This is a genomic window from Bradyrhizobium sp. 17, assembly GCF_023073515.1.
In the GTDB taxonomy this organism is placed as follows: Bacteria; Pseudomonadota; Alphaproteobacteria; order Rhizobiales; family Xanthobacteraceae; genus Bradyrhizobium; species Bradyrhizobium canariense_D.
On the sequence record NZ_JADPJQ010000035.1, the window covers coordinates 187,533 to 202,050 of the forward strand.

General features: G+C 65.8%; 12 protein-coding genes. 11 read left to right on the plus strand and 1 reads right to left on the minus strand.

Annotated features, from left to right (window positions below; all coding sequences use genetic code 11):
• Positions 1-37 precede the first annotated feature (37 nt).
• Together IVB13_RS05860 and IVB13_RS05865 are read left to right on the plus strand one after the other, a co-directional pair.
• Positions 38-391, plus strand: a complete 354-nt coding sequence (locus tag IVB13_RS05860; RefSeq protein ID WP_018454229.1) for a YciI family protein — start codon at positions 38-40, stop codon at positions 389-391.
• 22 nt (positions 392-413) lie between these two features.
• Entirely contained in the window at positions 414-1,646 is a 1,233-nt protein-coding gene (locus tag IVB13_RS05865) for an RNA polymerase sigma factor (protein WP_247294871.1), read from the plus strand.
• A gap of 120 nt (positions 1,647-1,766) precedes the next feature.
• On the opposite strand, the gene IVB13_RS05870 is transcribed toward IVB13_RS05865, so the two are convergent.
• On the minus strand, positions 1,767-2,549 hold the full coding sequence (locus tag IVB13_RS05870) for an N-acetylmuramoyl-L-alanine amidase (RefSeq protein ID WP_085349089.1): 783 nt from the start codon (positions 2,547-2,549) through the stop codon (positions 1,767-1,769).
• A 523-nt stretch (positions 2,550-3,072) separates the two neighbouring features.
• On the opposite strand from IVB13_RS05870, the gene rsmH reads away from it, so the two are divergent.
• The 9 genes from rsmH (at position 3,073) to murG (ending at position 14,419) form a co-directional block, all read left to right on the plus strand.
• A complete protein-coding gene (gene rsmH, locus IVB13_RS05875; protein WP_162496556.1) occupies positions 3,073-4,062 on the plus strand; it encodes a 16S rRNA (cytosine(1402)-N(4))-methyltransferase RsmH in 990 nt (329 codons plus the stop codon).
• 3 nt (positions 4,063-4,065) lie between these two features.
• Positions 4,066-4,458 carry a hypothetical protein gene (locus tag IVB13_RS05880; protein WP_247294869.1) on the plus strand — a complete coding sequence of 131 codons (393 nt, stop codon included), beginning with the start codon at positions 4,066-4,068 and terminating at the stop codon, positions 4,456-4,458.
• On the plus strand, positions 4,455-6,209 hold the full coding sequence (locus IVB13_RS05885) for a penicillin-binding protein 2 (RefSeq protein ID WP_166517606.1): 1,755 nt from the start codon (positions 4,455-4,457) through the stop codon (positions 6,207-6,209). The genes IVB13_RS05880 and IVB13_RS05885 overlap by 4 nt, the downstream gene beginning before the upstream one ends.
• Positions 6,210-6,293: 84 nt before the next feature.
• Positions 6,294-7,766: a UDP-N-acetylmuramoyl-L-alanyl-D-glutamate--2,6-diaminopimelate ligase gene (locus tag IVB13_RS05890; protein ID WP_247337756.1), complete on the plus strand. Its 1,473-nt coding sequence runs from the start codon at positions 6,294-6,296 to the stop codon at positions 7,764-7,766.
• Positions 7,763-9,142: a UDP-N-acetylmuramoyl-tripeptide--D-alanyl-D-alanine ligase gene (gene murF, locus IVB13_RS05895; protein WP_204512073.1), complete on the plus strand. Its 1,380-nt coding sequence runs from the start codon at positions 7,763-7,765 to the stop codon at positions 9,140-9,142. Before IVB13_RS05890 ends, murF begins: the two co-directional genes overlap by 4 nt.
• 163 nt (positions 9,143-9,305) lie before the next feature.
• A complete protein-coding gene (mraY, locus tag IVB13_RS05900; protein ID WP_007600847.1) occupies positions 9,306-10,409 on the plus strand; it encodes a phospho-N-acetylmuramoyl-pentapeptide-transferase in 1,104 nt (367 codons plus the stop codon).
• Positions 10,410-10,416: 7 nt separating this feature from the next.
• Positions 10,417-11,817: a UDP-N-acetylmuramoyl-L-alanine--D-glutamate ligase gene (murD, locus tag IVB13_RS05905; RefSeq protein WP_018454237.1), complete on the plus strand. Its 1,401-nt coding sequence runs from the start codon at positions 10,417-10,419 to the stop codon at positions 11,815-11,817.
• A 238-nt stretch (positions 11,818-12,055) separates the two neighbouring features.
• On the plus strand, positions 12,056-13,207 hold the full coding sequence (gene ftsW / locus IVB13_RS05910; RefSeq protein ID WP_018454238.1) for a putative lipid II flippase FtsW: 1,152 nt from the start codon (positions 12,056-12,058) through the stop codon (positions 13,205-13,207).
• A gap of 111 nt (positions 13,208-13,318) precedes the next feature.
• Positions 13,319-14,419, plus strand: coding sequence for an undecaprenyldiphospho-muramoylpentapeptide beta-N-acetylglucosaminyltransferase (gene murG / locus IVB13_RS05915; protein ID WP_085349085.1), 1,101 nt, complete (start codon positions 13,319-13,321; stop codon positions 14,417-14,419).
• Positions 14,420-14,518 lie beyond the last annotated feature (99 nt).

Here is a 14,518-nt window from a genome sequence, read left to right on the forward strand (position 1 = left end):
GATGTCGGCGATCCAGCCGTGCAGCAGGAGTTAAGCGATGCAGTATTTGCTGATGATCTACCAGAACGAAGCCGAGTACGCGAATATGCGTCCGGCGGCCGGCCAGCAGATGACGGCGGAATATCAGACCTTCACGCAAGGCATCATCCAGAGCGGCAATTTCAAGGCCGGCGACCGTTTGCAGCCGACCACGACTGCAACGACCGTCCGCGTGCGCGACGGCAAGACGCTGACGACCGACGGCCCGTTTGCCGAAACACGCGAGCAGCTCGGCGGCTATTACCTGGTGGAGGCCAAGGATCTCGATGCTGCGATCGAGATCGCGTCGCGGATTCCGTCGGCGCGTATCGGCTCGATCGAGGTGCGGCCGATCTGGGTCTACGACAAGTGACGGCGCCGTCGCGCATCGGCGCATGACGCTGTCCGAGATCGACAAGATCTTCCGCGACGAGGCGGGGCGGGCGCTGGCCACGCTGATCCGCCTCGTCGGCGATTTCGATCTCGCCGAGGACGCGCTCCAGGACGCCTTTGCGGTGGCACTGGCGCGCTGGCCGGCGTGCGAGGTCCCCGACAATCCGCGTGCCTGGCTGGTCAATGTCGCCAGGCACAAGGCGATCGACCGTATCAGGCGCCAGGCCGTTTTCCGCGGCAAGGAGCAGGCGCTCGTGCACGAGCTCGAGCTGAACGCGCAGGCGCCCGCCGAGCCGCCGGCAATGCTCGACGACGACATGCTGCGGCTGATCTTCACCTGCTGCCATCCTGCGTTCGCGCCCGAAGTCCAGGTCGCGCTGACACTGCGCACCGTCTGCGGGCTCTCCACGGCGCAGGTCGCGCGCGCCTTCCTCGTCAGCGAGGAGGCGATGGCGCAGCGTCTCGTCCGCGCCAAGCAGAAGATCAGGCTCGCCGGCATTCCCTATGAGGTCCCCGAGCGCGACACGCTGGTGCCGCGGCTCGATGGTGTGCTTGCCGTGATCTATCTCGTCTTCACCGAAGGCTACGTGGCGACGTCCGGTGCGGATTTGATGCGACCCGATCTTGCCGCCGAGGCGATCCGGCTTGGCCGCTTGCTCGACCGGCTGCTACCCGATCGAGCCGGGATCAAGGGCCTGCTGGCGCTGATGCTGCTGCACGATGCGCGCCGCGCAGGGCGCCAGACCGCCGCCGGCGACATCGTGCTGCTGGAAGAGCAGGATCGTTCGCAGTGGGACCATGCACAGATCGAGGAGGGTCTGCGCCTGGTGGACGACGCACTGCGCGTGCCCGGCCGGCCGCAGCCGTATGCAGTACAAGCCGCGATCGCTGCGCTGCATGCGCGTGCGCCGAGCTACGAGCAGACAGACTGGCCGCAGATTGCCGGGCTCTATGAAGTGCTGCTGCGGATCAATCCGTCGCCGGTGATCGAACTCAACCACGCGGCGGCGGTGTCGATGGTCGATGGGCCCGCGCGCGCGCTCGATCTCGTGGATGCGACCGCCGCACGCGGCGCGCTTCATGGCTATGAGCTGCTGCCAGCGGTGCGGGCGGATTTGTTGCGGCGGCTTGGCCGGAAGGAGGAGGCGCGCGAGGCCTATCGCGCTGCGACGGAGGCGACGCAGTTAGAGCCGCTGCGACGGCTTTATGCGCGAAGGATGAGGGAGATGAACTGAGTTTCCGTCATGGCGGGGCTTGTCCCGGCCATCCACGTTCTTCCGGCGCGACAAAGACGTGGATGCCCGGGACAAGCCCGGGCATGACGGAGCAAGAGGTCACGTTCTCGAAGACGTCAGCTACTTCGTCACGATGGTCGTTGTCTCCTGAGGGAGACTCCCCAACAGCGCCTGCAAGGTCGAGAGCGTCGAGTGATCCGCGACCCCATCCAGTCGCGCCGGGCGGAAATGGCGCTGGAACGCGGTGACGACTTCCATGGTCGCGGCGTCGTATTTGCCGGTGAGGGGAACGCCGTAGCCGTATCTGGCGAGCGCTTGCTGCAGGCTCAGCACCTCATCGCTGATGGTGCCGAGCATCAGGCTTTCGCCGCGCACCACCGGCGCGGGCGTGACCCAGTGTCCGACGCCGGAATTGGCCAGCGAATGCCACGGAAATTTTTCGCCGGGATCTTTCTTGCGCGCCGGCGCCACGTCGGAATGGCCGAGCACCCGGTGCGCGGGCACCTTGCGGCGGAGCATGATGCCGCGGCACAGCGCGATCACGGCGGCGATCTGGCGCAGCGGAAACTCCGGATAGCCCCAATCGTGGCCGCGATTGACGATCTCGATCCCGATCGAGCAGGAATTGATGTCGTCCTCGCCGGACCAGGACGAGACGCCGGCATGCCAGGCGCGCCTGGCCTCCGGCACGCATTGCACGATGCGGCCGTCTTCCAGCACGACATAATGTGCCGATACCTCTGTGCCCGCGGAGCAGAGCCGCGCCAGCGCACCTTCGACGTCGGGCATGCCGGTGTAGTGCAGCACAATCATATCGGGTTGGCGGCCCTTGTTGCGGTCGCCATGGTTCGGTGAGGGGATGATGTCGGAGACGATCGAGGAATCCGGCTCGAACGTCCGCATGTTCGCGGCCGCTTTGGGAACCGGCAGAACGCGTTGACGCTTCGAATCAGATCCAGACGGCGTGGACGAACCGGACGACATAAATAGCTCGAGACAGACAGAGAGTGGGCCAAGCCCTTTTCTTTACTATTCCTTTACCCTCCACCGTGCGCAACCGCGCGACGAGGTTAACGGATGCATTTTGGCGCATGTGTGTGGATGAAGCATCACCGCCGCGTCAGCTTTTCGACTTGTCGCGAGCCGATCAACGCTTTCTTAACGCTAAGGGCCGTTACTGAGAGATGAAGAGCCGACCCGCGTCCGGAGGCGGCCAAAGCGTATTTTGGCTCGAAATCCCATGGCTGCCCGACAAATTCCAAGGGGAATACTGGGTTGGTGGCCCGGGACGACCGGGCACGGTAACCATATCGGACGGGGGTTGGGTCGTGGAACCGCCGCGACGCGGAATCATTCGAGGCGTTATGAGCTTGTTCGTCCCCGATCTCACTTGGGAGTCCGGCGGGGCGATCGGCAGGCCTGGCGCATGAGCTCGGCTCCGCACATCCCCGTTCTTGGCCGCGAGGCCATCGACCACCTCGCCCCGCGCGAAGGCGGCCTTTATATCGACGCGACCTTTGGTGCCGGCGGCTACAGCCGCGCGATCCTCGACGTGCCGGGAACTCAGGTGATTGCCATTGATCGCGACCGTACTGCGATCGAGGGCGGCGCCGAGCTCGTCGCATGCTCGGCGGGCAGGCTGACCCTCGTTGAAGATCGTTTCTCCAACCTCGCCGAGGTCTGCGCGGCTCAAGGCATCGATGGCGTCGACGGCGTCGTGATGGACGTCGGGGTATCCTCGATGCAGCTCGACCAGGCCGGCCGCGGCTTCTCGTTCCGCCTCGATGGTCCGCTCGACATGCGGATGGGGCAGGCAGGCCCGACTGCGGCCGATGTCGTGGCGCGCGCCTCGGAAGGCGATCTCGCCGACATCATTTATCTTCTCGGCGAAGAGCGGCAGTCGCGCCGGATCGCCCGCGCTATCGTCGCGGACCGTCAGGAGACGCCGTTCACGACCACGCGCGCGCTCGCCGAGCTCGTCGGCAGGGTGGTTCGGTCCAAGCCCGGCGATATTCACCCGGCGACGCGGACGTTCCAGGCCCTGCGCATCTTCGTCAACGAAGAGCTCGAGGAACTCCAGAGCGCGCTCATCGCTGCCGAGCGCGTGCTCAAGCCCGGTGGTCGCCTCGTTGTCGTCTCGTTCCATTCGCTGGAAGACCGCATCGTCAAGAATTTCCTTAGCCTGCGCAGCAAGACGGGTGGCGGCTCACGCCATTTGCCGGAAGTGTCGCAGGCGGTGCCGAGCTTCCAGCTGCTGACGCGGCGGCCGGTGATCGCGGGCGAAGACGAGGTCGCGCATAACCCGCGCGCGCGGTCGGCAAAACTGCGCGCCGGCGAGCGCACCTCGGCGCCTGCGCATGATGATCGCGAGCAATCGTCATGGCCAAAACTCTCCGACGTCATGAGGGGTGGCTAGCGCATGCGCTTCATCCACCTCCTCGTCATCGGCGCGCTGATCTTCGCGGCAGCCTATGTCTATAGGATCAAGATGGACTCCACGGCGCGCACCGAAAAGGTGCTGCGGCTGCATGCGGAGATCCGCGAGCAGCGCGATGCGATCGCGGCGCTGCGCTCCGAATGGGCCAAGCTCGATGCGCCCCTGCGCCTGCAAGGCCTGTCCGACCGGCATCTGCAGCTCAAGCCGGTCAACGGCACGCAATATGATTCACTGAAGAATTTGCCCGAGCGTCCGCTGCGGATGTTCAGGCCGGGCGAGCCGGATCCGATCGGCGCCATGCTCAACACCATCGAAGCCGCCAGCGATCCCGATAATGTGACGGGCTCCGTGCCTCAGCCCGAGGACAAGCCATGAGTGCTGTGACCCCGGCCAAACCTGCAGAAAAGCCCGCTGAGCCCTGGCGGCAGCGGCTGATCCGCAGCCTGCTGTACGGGCGCAACGTCGATCGCGCGGCCAAGGCGCGGGCGCGCGTCGGCCTGGCGATGCTCGCCTTCGGCGCGGTCTACGCCCTGATCGGCGGCCGGCTCGTGATGTTCGCGATCGGCGCCGACGCCCATGGCGCACGCCGCGCCGCGGCGCAGGAGGTGGTCGCGACCGCGCGGCCCGACATCGTCGACCGCAACGGCGCGATTCTCGCGACCGACGTCAAGGCCTCGAGCCTGTTCGGCGAGCCGCGCCGCATCATCGACAAGGACGAGGCAATCGAACTTCTGACCGCCACGGTGCCCGACCTCGACGAGGCCGAGGTGCGCGAGCGCCTGAAGACGCGCAAGGGCTTCGTCTGGCTCAAGCGCGAGATTACGGCGAAGCAGCAGCAGGACATCCACAAGCTCGGCATTCCCGGCATCGGTTTCCTGCGCGAGAACAAGCGCGTCTATCCGACCGGCAACGAGGTCGCCCACCTCATTGGTCTCGTCAACATCGACAACCAGGGCATCGCCGGCATGGAGAAGTGGCTCGACAATCAGGGGCTCGCCGATCTCCACCGCGCGGGCTTTGCCACCGACCGGCTGCAAAAGCCGATCGAGCTATCGGTGGATCTGCGGGTCGAGCACGCACTGCGTGACGAGCTGCTGAAGGCCAAGGAGAAATACCACACCAAGGCTGCCTCCGGCATCGTCTCCAACGTCAAGACCGGCGAGATCGTGGCGATGGTCTCCCTTCCGGACTTCGATCCCAACAATCCGAAGGAAGCGCACGATCCCGACCGCATCAATCGCCTGACCACCGGCGTTTACGAGATGGGCTCGACCTTCAAGGCGTTCACGCTGGCGATGGCGCTCGATTCCGGCAAGATCAATCTGAACACATCGTGGGATGCACGCGGAAACCTGCACTACGGCAAGTTCACCATCCACGACAGCCATCCGCTCGGACGCTTCATCAACACCAAGGAAGTGTTCACCTTCTCGTCCAACATCGGCGCGGCGCGGATCGCGCTCGGCCAGGGCGTCGAGGCCCACAAGGCATTCCTCGGCAAGATGGGCCAGTTGACGCGGCTGCGCACCGAACTGCCGGAAAGCGCGGCTCCGCTGATTCCGCGCCGCTGGGGCGAGCTGAACACGGTCACCATCGCTTTCGGCCAGGGCATGTCGGTGGCGCCGCTGCAGGCGGTGATGGGCATCAACGCGCTGGTGAACGGCGGCTATTTGATTCCGCCGACCTTCATGAAGCGCAGCGAGTCCGAAGCGGCGGCGATGGCCAAGCGCGTCATCAGGACGGAGACCAGCGACAAGATGCGGTTCCTGATGCGGCTCAATGCCGAAATCGGCACCGCCAAGACCGCCGACGTCAAGGGTTACTATGTTGGCGGCAAGACCGGCACGTCGGAGAAGGTCATCAACGGCCGCTATGCCAAGAAGCGCGTGCTCAACTCCTTCACCGCGATCATGCCCTGCGACGATCCGAAATATCAGATCCTGATCATGCTGGACGAGCCCCAGGCGATTCCCGAAACGAAAGGTTTCATCACCTCGGGCTGGAACGCGGTGCCGACCGGCGGCAAGGTGATCGAGCGGATCGCGCCGCTATTGGGCGTCGAACCGCGGTTCGACCTGCCGCCGTCCGAGCGCCTTATTCTTGCAGCATCCAGGACAACCCAGTAATCAACCGGGTGGGCCGTTGCCGCTGCTGAGTCGGGATTTCCCTGCAGATTCGGCAATCCGGTCCGGCATGTCGACTGGAAGACCATGAAGCTGCGCGACCTCCTCGATCAGGACGTTCAGGGCAATGATGCCGCAATCGAGCCCGCGGTCGCGGCGCTCGACGTGACCGGCGGCGCCCTCGACAGCCGCGCGGTCAAGCCCGGCGATCTCTTCTTCGCACTTGCGGGCAGCAAGACCGACGGTGCGCGCTTCATCGATGCCGCGATTGCCGCCGGCGCGGTGGCGGTCGTCGGCGACCATGCCCCTGATGGCTGCAAGGTGCCGTTCATCACAGTCGCGAATCCGCGCCGCGCGCTGGCGCTGGCCGCGGCAAAATTTTTTCCCGCGCAGCCCGCGACAATTGCGGCGGTGACCGGCACCAGCGGCAAGACCTCGGTCGCCGCATTCACCCGGCAGATCTGGGAGCGGCTCGGGCACGCCTCCGCCAGCATCGGAACCATCGGGCTCGTTTCCCCGAAGCGTACCGTCTACGGCTCGCTGACGACGCCCGATCCGATCGCACTGCACCGGCAGCTCGACGAGATCGCACGCGAGGGCGTCACGCATCTCGCCTTCGAGGCCTCTTCTCACGGGCTCGACCAATATCGCCTCGACGGCGTGCGCGTGTCCGCCGGCGGCTTCACCAATCTCTCGCGCGACCATATGGATTACCATCCGACCGTCGCGCATTACCTCGCGGCCAAGCTCAGGCTGTTCCGCGAACTTGTCCCGCCGGGGGGCGCGGCCGTGATCTCCGCCGATCATGATTGCTCGGCGGAGGCGATCAGTGCTGCGAATTCGCGCGGCTTGCGCGTGATGGCAGTCGGTCGCAACGGCGACGGGGCGGGCGAGGGCATTCGTCTCGCCGGTGCGGAGGTCGAAGGATTTTCGCAAGTGCTCGCGCTCGAACATCGCGGCAAGCGGTATACGATCCGGCTGCCGCTGGTCGGCGAGTTCCAGATCGAGAATGCGCTGGTGTCAGCTGGCCTCGCCATCGGCACCGGCGGCGACGCCGCGGACGTGTTCGCGAGCCTCGAACATCTCGAAGGCGCCAAAGGTCGGTTGGAGCGCGTCGGCGAGCGCAACGGTGCGCCGATCTTCGTCGACTATGCGCACAAGCCCGATGCGCTGGCGAAGGCGCTGCAGGCGCTGCGTCCCTACGCCAGGCGCAGGCTGGTCGTCGTGTTCGGCGCCGGCGGCGACCGCGATGCCGGCAAGCGTCCGATCATGGGCGAGATCGCCGCCGGCAACGCCGACGGTGTCATCATCACCGACGACAATCCGCGCAGCGAGAAGCCGGAATCGATCCGCGCCGAAATTCTCGCCGCCGCCAAGGGCGCCCGCGAAATCGGCGACCGGGCCGCGGCGATCCGCACCGCGATCGCCGAATTGGAAGATGGCGATGCGCTGCTCATCGCCGGCAAGGGCCACGAGACCGGGCAGATCGTCGGCGGAGAGGTTTTGCCCTTCAGTGATCACGAGGCGGTCGCCGCCGCATTAGCGTCGAGGATTGCATGAGCGCGCCCATATGGACGGTGGCCGAAGTGGCGCGCGCGCTGGGCGCCGCCGGATCGTTCCCGGACACGCCGATCGACTTCGTCACCCAGGACAGCCGGCTGGCGAAGCCGGGCAGCCTGTTCGTCGCGCTGAGCGGCACGCCAAGCGGCGGCTTCATTTCGGCCTTCGCCAGCGCGCGTGACGGCTGGGAGTTCGCGGACAAGGCGGAAGCCTCGGGCGCGGTCGCGATGATCGTGCCGCACGAGATCGCGGGCATCCGCATTCCCCAGATCGTCGTCAAGGACACGCTGATCGACGGCCTCTGGGGCCTTGCGCGCGCGGCACGCGCGCGCTTCAACGGGCCGGTGATCGGGCTCACCGGCAGCGCGGGCAAAACCAGCACCAAGGAATTCCTCGCGGCCTATCCCAATGCCTATGCCAGCCCGTCGAGCTTCAATAATTTCTGGGGCGTGCCGCTGACGCTGTGCAATGCGCGCCCCGATGCCAGTCTCTGGGTCGTCGAGATGGGCATGAACCAGGCGGGCGAAATCGCGCGGCTTAGCGAACTGACGCGGCCGACGGTGGCGCTCGTCGTCAACGTCCAGCCGGTGCATCTGGAGAAGCTCGGCTCGCTCGAAGCCATCCGTCGCGAGAAGGTGTCGATTGCACTCGGCCTGCCCGCGGAAGGCGTGCTGGTGCTGCCCGCCGGGATCAAGGCGCCGGACTGGAAGGGCAAGGTCATACGCTTCGGCGAGAAAGCCGAGGTGCATGAAGTCGCGCACGCGCCGCACGGCGACAGCTGGCAGGTCGTGGCCGCGCTCGGCAAGAAGGAGATCGCGTTCAGCCTGACGCCGGGCGCGCCGCATCGCGTTCAGAATGCGCTGGCCGCGCTCGCATCGATCCGTGCGACCAACCTCGATGCGGCGACGCTTGCGATCAAGCTCGACCGGGTCGGTATCATGAGCGGCCGTGGCGTCGAGCAGGCGGCCGGTGGCGTCACCGTGATCGACGACAGCTTCAACGGTAATCCGGCCAGCGTGGCTGCCGCGCTGCAAAGCTTGCAGGCGCGCAACACGACCGGTGGCCGCCGCATTGCCGTGCTCGGCGACATGCTGGAGCTGGGCGACGGCGCACCAACCTATCACATCGACCTCGCCAGGCATCTCGACGGCATCGACGGCGTCTATTGCGTCGGACCCCTGATGCGTCACCTGTTCGAGGTGCTTCCAGCCGGCAAGGGTCTCGGTTGGCACGACGACCCCGTCACGCTGAAGCCGGGGGAGGTCGCAAATCTGCTGAGGGCAGGCGATGTCGTGGTTGTCAAGGGCAGCAAGAAGATGTTCTGGGTCAACAAGTTTGTGCCGGGCCTAGTGGCCGCCTTGCAGGCAAGGGCGTAAACTGCTTGGAAGGCGCTGTTCCCGAATCCCCCCTTTCCGGCGCGAAGCCGTTCGTTTTCTTTAGAGGTCGCCCGACCCGATGATGAAGACCAGCGAATGCGCGTGAGGCAGGTTGACAAGGCCAAGATCAAGGCGCGTGCAAAGGCGCCATAGGACCGTCTGAATGTTTTACTGGCTGATCGAGCTCTCCAACACATTTCCGGGCTTCGGTGCCGTTCGCACCTTCCTGAACGTCTTCCGCTACATCACCTTCCGCACCGGCGGCGCCGTCGTCACCGGCGCGCTGTTCGTATTCCTGTTCGGACCCTGGATCATCGACCATCTGCGCATCCGGCAAGGCAAGGGCCAGCCGATCCGGGCCGATGGTCCGCAATCGCATCTCGCCAAGAAAGGCACGCCCACCATGGGCGGGCTGATGATCTTGTCCGGTCTCACGGTCGGCACGGTGCTGTGGGCCAATCCGCTCAACCCTTACGTCTGGATCGTGCTGGCGGTGACGCTTGGCTTCGGCTTCGTCGGCTTCTATGACGATTATCTCAAGGTGACGAAGCAGACCACGACCGGGTTCGGCAGCAAGCTTCGCCTGCTGATCGAGGCGGCGATCGCGCTGGTGGCCTGCTACGCGCTGGTGCGGCTGAACCGCGATCCCGCGTCGACCGCGCTGACGATTCCTTTCCTGAAGGACACCGTGCTGCATTTCGGCTGGTTCTTCGTCGTGTTCGGCGCCTTCGTCATCGTTGGCGCCGGCAACGCGGTGAACCTGACCGACGGTCTCGACGGCCTTGCCATCGTGCCGGTGATGATCGCGACTGCGAGCTTTGCCATGATCGCCTATCTCGCCGGCAACGCGGTGTTCGCCGATTATCTCCAGATCAAATATGTCGCCGGCACCGGCGAGCTCGCCGTGCTCTGCGGCGCGCTGCTGGGTGCGGGCCTGGGCTTCCTCTGGTTCAACGCGCCGCCGGCCTCGATCTTCATGGGCGACACCGGCTCGCTCGCGCTCGGCGGCATGCTGGGCGCGATCGCAGTGGCGGTGAAGCACGAGATCGTGCTCGCGGTGATCGGCGGCCTGTTCGTGCTGGAGGCAGTCTCCGTCATCGTGCAGGTGGTGTCGTTCAAGATGACGGGAAAACGCATCTTCCGGATGGCGCCGATCCATCACCATTTCGAGCAACTCGGCTGGACCGAGCCCCAGATCGTGATCCGGTTCTGGATCATCTCGGTGATGCTGGCGCTCGCTGGCCTATCCACGCTGAAGCTGCGGTGAACGATCGATGATCCCCGTCACGTCCTTTGCCGGCAAGACGGTCGCGGTGTTCGGCCTCGGCGGCTCGGGACTCGCCTCCTGTCACGCGTTGAAAGCGGGCGGCGCCGAGGTGATCGCCGCCGACGACAGCGCCGAGAATGTCGCCAAGGCCGCGCAAGCGGGCTTCATCACGGCTGATTTGCGCAACGTCTCATGGGCGAATTTCGCCGCGCTGGTGCTCGCGCCCGGTGTGCCGATGACCCACCCAGTCCCGCATTGGAGCGTGCTGAAGGCGCGCGAGGCCGCTATCGAGGTGATCGGCGACATCGAGCTGTTCTGCCGCGAAAGGCGCCGGCACGCGCCGGATGCGCCGTTCGTCGCCATCACCGGCACCAATGGCAAATCGACGACGACGGCTTTGATCGCGCATCTCACCAAGGTCGCCGGCTATGACACCCAGATGGGCGGAAATATCGGCACCGCAATCCTGTCGCTGGAGCCGCCGGGCATGGGCCGCGTCCACGTCATCGAGATGTCGTCCTATCAGATCGACCTCACGCCTTCACTCGATCCCTCCGTCGGCATTCTGCTCAATGTCAGCGAAGACCACATCGATCGCCACGGCACCATCGCGCATTACGCCGCGGTGAAGGAGCGACTCGTTGCCGGTGTGCAGGCCGGCGGCACCGCGATCGTCGGCGTCGACGACGGCTTTTGCCGCGATATCGCCGACCGGCTCGATCGCGCCGGCAAGAACGTGGTGCGGATCTCCGTCAAGAATCCGCTGGCCAGCGGCATCCATGTCGAGCACGGCCATATCGTGCGCAATTCGGGCGGCGCGCGCAGTGAAATCGCGGCGCTCGGCGGCATCGGTTCTCTGCGCGGCTTGCACAATGCGCAGAACGCGGCGTGCGCGGCAGCCGCCGCGCTCGCGATGGGCATCGGCCTCGACGTCTTGCAGAACGGCCTGCGCAGCTTCCCCGGCCTTGCGCATCGCATGGAGCAGGTCGGCCGCCGCGGCAACGTGCTGTTCGTCAACGATTCCAAGGGCACCAATGCCGACGCCACCGCGCATGCGCTGTCGTCCTTTTCGGACATCTTCTGGATCGCGGGCGGCAAGCCGAAGGCCGGCGGAATCACCGGCCTCACCGGCTACTTCCCGCGCATCCGAAAAGCCTATCTGATCGGCGAGGCCGCGCAGGAATTTTCGGGCACGCTCGGCACGAAGGTGCCGCACGAGATCAGCCAGACCCTCGACGTCGCCGTCGAGCAAGCCGCATGCGATGCGGAGGCGTCAGGCATCGCTGACGCGGTCGTCCTGCTGTCGCCCGCCTGCGCCTCCTTCGACCAGTATCGCAACTTCGAAATTCGCGGCACCAGGTTCCGCGAGCTGGTGCAGGCGCTGCCGGGCATGAAGCCGGTGGTGTAGGGACGCTGCTGGTTGTTGCTCCGCTGTCGTCGCCCGGCTTGACCGGGTGATCCAGTACGCCGCGGCTGTGGTTATGAACCCTCGACGTCTCTGGAATACTGGATGCCCCGCTTTCGCGGGGCATGACGGGCATTTGAGGTAAGCGCTCGCCTTCATCTCCAATCATCCCCGTTTCCTTAACCCCCCGGTAACCAACCTCGGCGACCAATGGACCGACCTCTGTCCGAAAGCGGCCGCCATGCTCTCCCGTGAAGAACGCACCCCCTTTTCCGAGTGGTGGTGGACCGTCGACAAGCCGCTGATGGGTGCCATCCTGGCGCTGATGCTGACCGGCGTGATCCTGTCGCTGGCGGCGAGCCCGCCGGTTGCGACCCGCATCGGGCTCGATCCCTTCCACTTCTTCAGCCGGCACGTGCTATTCCTGGTGCCGTCCTGCATCGTGCTGCTCGGGGTGTCCTTCCTGTCGCCGCGGGCGATCCGTCGCTCGGCGCTGATCATCTTTGCGGTCAGCATCGTCCTGATCGTGCTGACGCTCGCGATCGGCCCCGAAGTAAAGGGCTCGCGGCGCTGGATCACGCTACTCGGCCTCAATATCCAGGCCTCCGAGATCGCAAAACCGTCGTTCGTCGTCATGGCCGCCTGGCTGTTCGCGGAATCCACTAGGCGGCCAGAAATGCCGGCGACCTCGATGGCGCTGGTGCTGCTCTTGATGCTGGTCTCGCTGCTGGTGATGGAGCCCGACTTCGGCCAGACCATGCTGATCCTGATGGTGTGGGGCTCGCTGTTCTTCATCGCGGGCATGCGGATGATCTGGGTGTTCGGGCTCGCCGGCCTCGGCGCCGCCGGACTGTTCAGCGCCTATCTTTTTGTTCCCCACGTCGCCGGCCGCATCAAGCGCTTCATGAATCCGGCCTCGGGCGACACCTTCCAGGTCGATACCGCCATGGAGGCCTTCTACAATGGCGGCTGGTTCGGCCTCGGACCGGGCGAGGGCATCGCCAAGCGCAGCCTGCCCGACAGCCACACCGATTTCGTGTTCGCGGTTGCCGCCGAAGAGTTCGGCATCATCCTGTGCCTCGCGATGCTGGCACTGTTTGCTTTCGTCGTCATCCGGACGCTGTCGCGCGCCTATGCCAACGAGGACATGTTCTCGCGCTTCGCGGCCTCGGGCTTGGCGATCCTGTTCGGCGTGCAGGCCGCCATCAACATGTCGGTCAATCTCCAGCTCATCCCCGCCAAGGGCATGACGCTGCCCTTCATCTCCTATGGTGGCTCCTCGATCGTGTCGCTGGCCTATGGTGTCGGCATGATGCTCGCGCTGACGCGGCTGCGCCCGCGCACCGAAGTCGAGGCGAGCGGCCACGCCGAGGCGATGCGCAGCTACGCATAGTTTTTCGTCATTGCGAGCGAAGCGAAGCAATCCAGAATCTCTCCGCGGTGGCAGTCTGGATTGCTTCGCTGCGCTCGCAATGACGAAAGAGTCCTTGTAAAACTCGCCACCATGGACACCTCCCCCCTGATTCTTCTCGCCGCGGGCGGCACCGGCGGCCATCTGTTTCCGGCCGAGGCGCTCGGCGTCGAGCTGATCCGGCGCGGCTTCCGCGTCCGCCTCGTCACGGACGAGCGCGCGCTGCGCTACAGCGGACTGTTCACCAAGGACATGATCGACGTCGTCTCGAGCGAGACTGCGCGCGGACGCAATCCGCTGCAGCTCGCCTATGCCGGCCTGACGCTCGCGGCCGGCACGCTGTCCGCCTACAGCCTGATCAAGCGACTGAAGCCGGTCGCCGTCGTCGGCTTCGGCGGCTATCCGACGCTGCCGCCGCTGGTCGCCGCAAAATTCGCCGGCGTGCCCGGCATCATCCATGACGCCAATGCGGTGCTCGGCCGCGCCAACCGGTTCCTGTCGAGCCGCGTCCAAGCCATCGCGACGTCGTTGCCCGGCGTGCTCGATCGCGATCCGGCGCTATCAGGCAAGACCACGACGGTCGGCACGCCGATGCGTCCGGCGATCCTCGCCGCAGCTGGCGTGCCATATGCTGCGCCTGAAGTGAACGGTCCGCTGCGCCTGCTCGTCGTCGGCGGCAGCCAGGGCGCGCGCATCATGGCCGACATCGTGCCGGGCGCGATCGAGCGCCTCGAGCCTGCGCTGTGGAGCCGGCTCGTCCTCACCCAGCAGGTGCGCGACGAGGATATGGCGCGCGTGCGTGCGGTCTACGACAGACTGAAGATCAAGGCCGAGCTCGCGCCGTTTTTCACCGATCTTCCGGCACGGCTGGCCTCCAACCATCTGGTGGTGTCGCGCTCAGGCGCCGGCACCGTGGCGGAACTTGCCGCGATCGGGCGGCCCTCGATCCTGGTGCCGCTGCCGGGCGCGATCGACCAGGACCAGTTCGCCAATGCCGGCGTGCTGGCCAAGGTCGACGGTGCGATCCGCATTCCGCAGACCGAGTTTTCCTCCGATCGCCTCGCCGCCGAGATCTCCGCCTTCGCCGCCGAGCCCGCGCGTCTTGCCGCCATGGCGCAGGCCGCCCGCGGCGCCGGCCGGCTCGACGCAGCGGAGCGGCTGGCCGATCTGGTGGCCAAAATCGCGGGAATCTGACGCGAAATCGGCCGGAATTCCTACTTTTGCCGTCATGGCCGGGCTTGTCCCGGCCATCCACGTCTTGCAAGAAGTGGTAAGGATTCGTGGATGGCCGGG

Coding starts and splice junctions, on each gene's coding strand:
- IVB13_RS05860 (WP_018454229.1), top strand. CDS start 38: ATGCAGTATTTGCTGATGATCTACCAGAACGAAGCCGAGTACGCGAAT.
- IVB13_RS05865 (WP_247294871.1), top strand. CDS start 414: ATGACGCTGTCCGAGATCGACAAGATCTTCCGCGACGAGGCGGGGCGG.
- IVB13_RS05870 (WP_085349089.1), bottom strand. CDS start 2,549: ATGCGGACGTTCGAGCCGGATTCCTCGATCGTCTCCGACATCATCCCC.
- rsmH (WP_162496556.1), top strand. CDS start 3,073: ATGAGCTCGGCTCCGCACATCCCCGTTCTTGGCCGCGAGGCCATCGAC.
- IVB13_RS05880 (WP_247294869.1), top strand. CDS start 4,066: ATGCGCTTCATCCACCTCCTCGTCATCGGCGCGCTGATCTTCGCGGCA.
- IVB13_RS05885 (WP_166517606.1), top strand. CDS start 4,455: ATGAGTGCTGTGACCCCGGCCAAACCTGCAGAAAAGCCCGCTGAGCCC.
- IVB13_RS05890 (WP_247337756.1), top strand. CDS start 6,294: ATGAAGCTGCGCGACCTCCTCGATCAGGACGTTCAGGGCAATGATGCC.
- murF (WP_204512073.1), top strand. CDS start 7,763: ATGAGCGCGCCCATATGGACGGTGGCCGAAGTGGCGCGCGCGCTGGGC.
- mraY (WP_007600847.1), top strand. CDS start 9,306: ATGTTTTACTGGCTGATCGAGCTCTCCAACACATTTCCGGGCTTCGGT.
- murD (WP_018454237.1), top strand. CDS start 10,417: ATGATCCCCGTCACGTCCTTTGCCGGCAAGACGGTCGCGGTGTTCGGC.
- ftsW (WP_018454238.1), top strand. CDS start 12,056: ATGCTCTCCCGTGAAGAACGCACCCCCTTTTCCGAGTGGTGGTGGACC.
- murG (WP_085349085.1), top strand. CDS start 13,319: ATGGACACCTCCCCCCTGATTCTTCTCGCCGCGGGCGGCACCGGCGGC.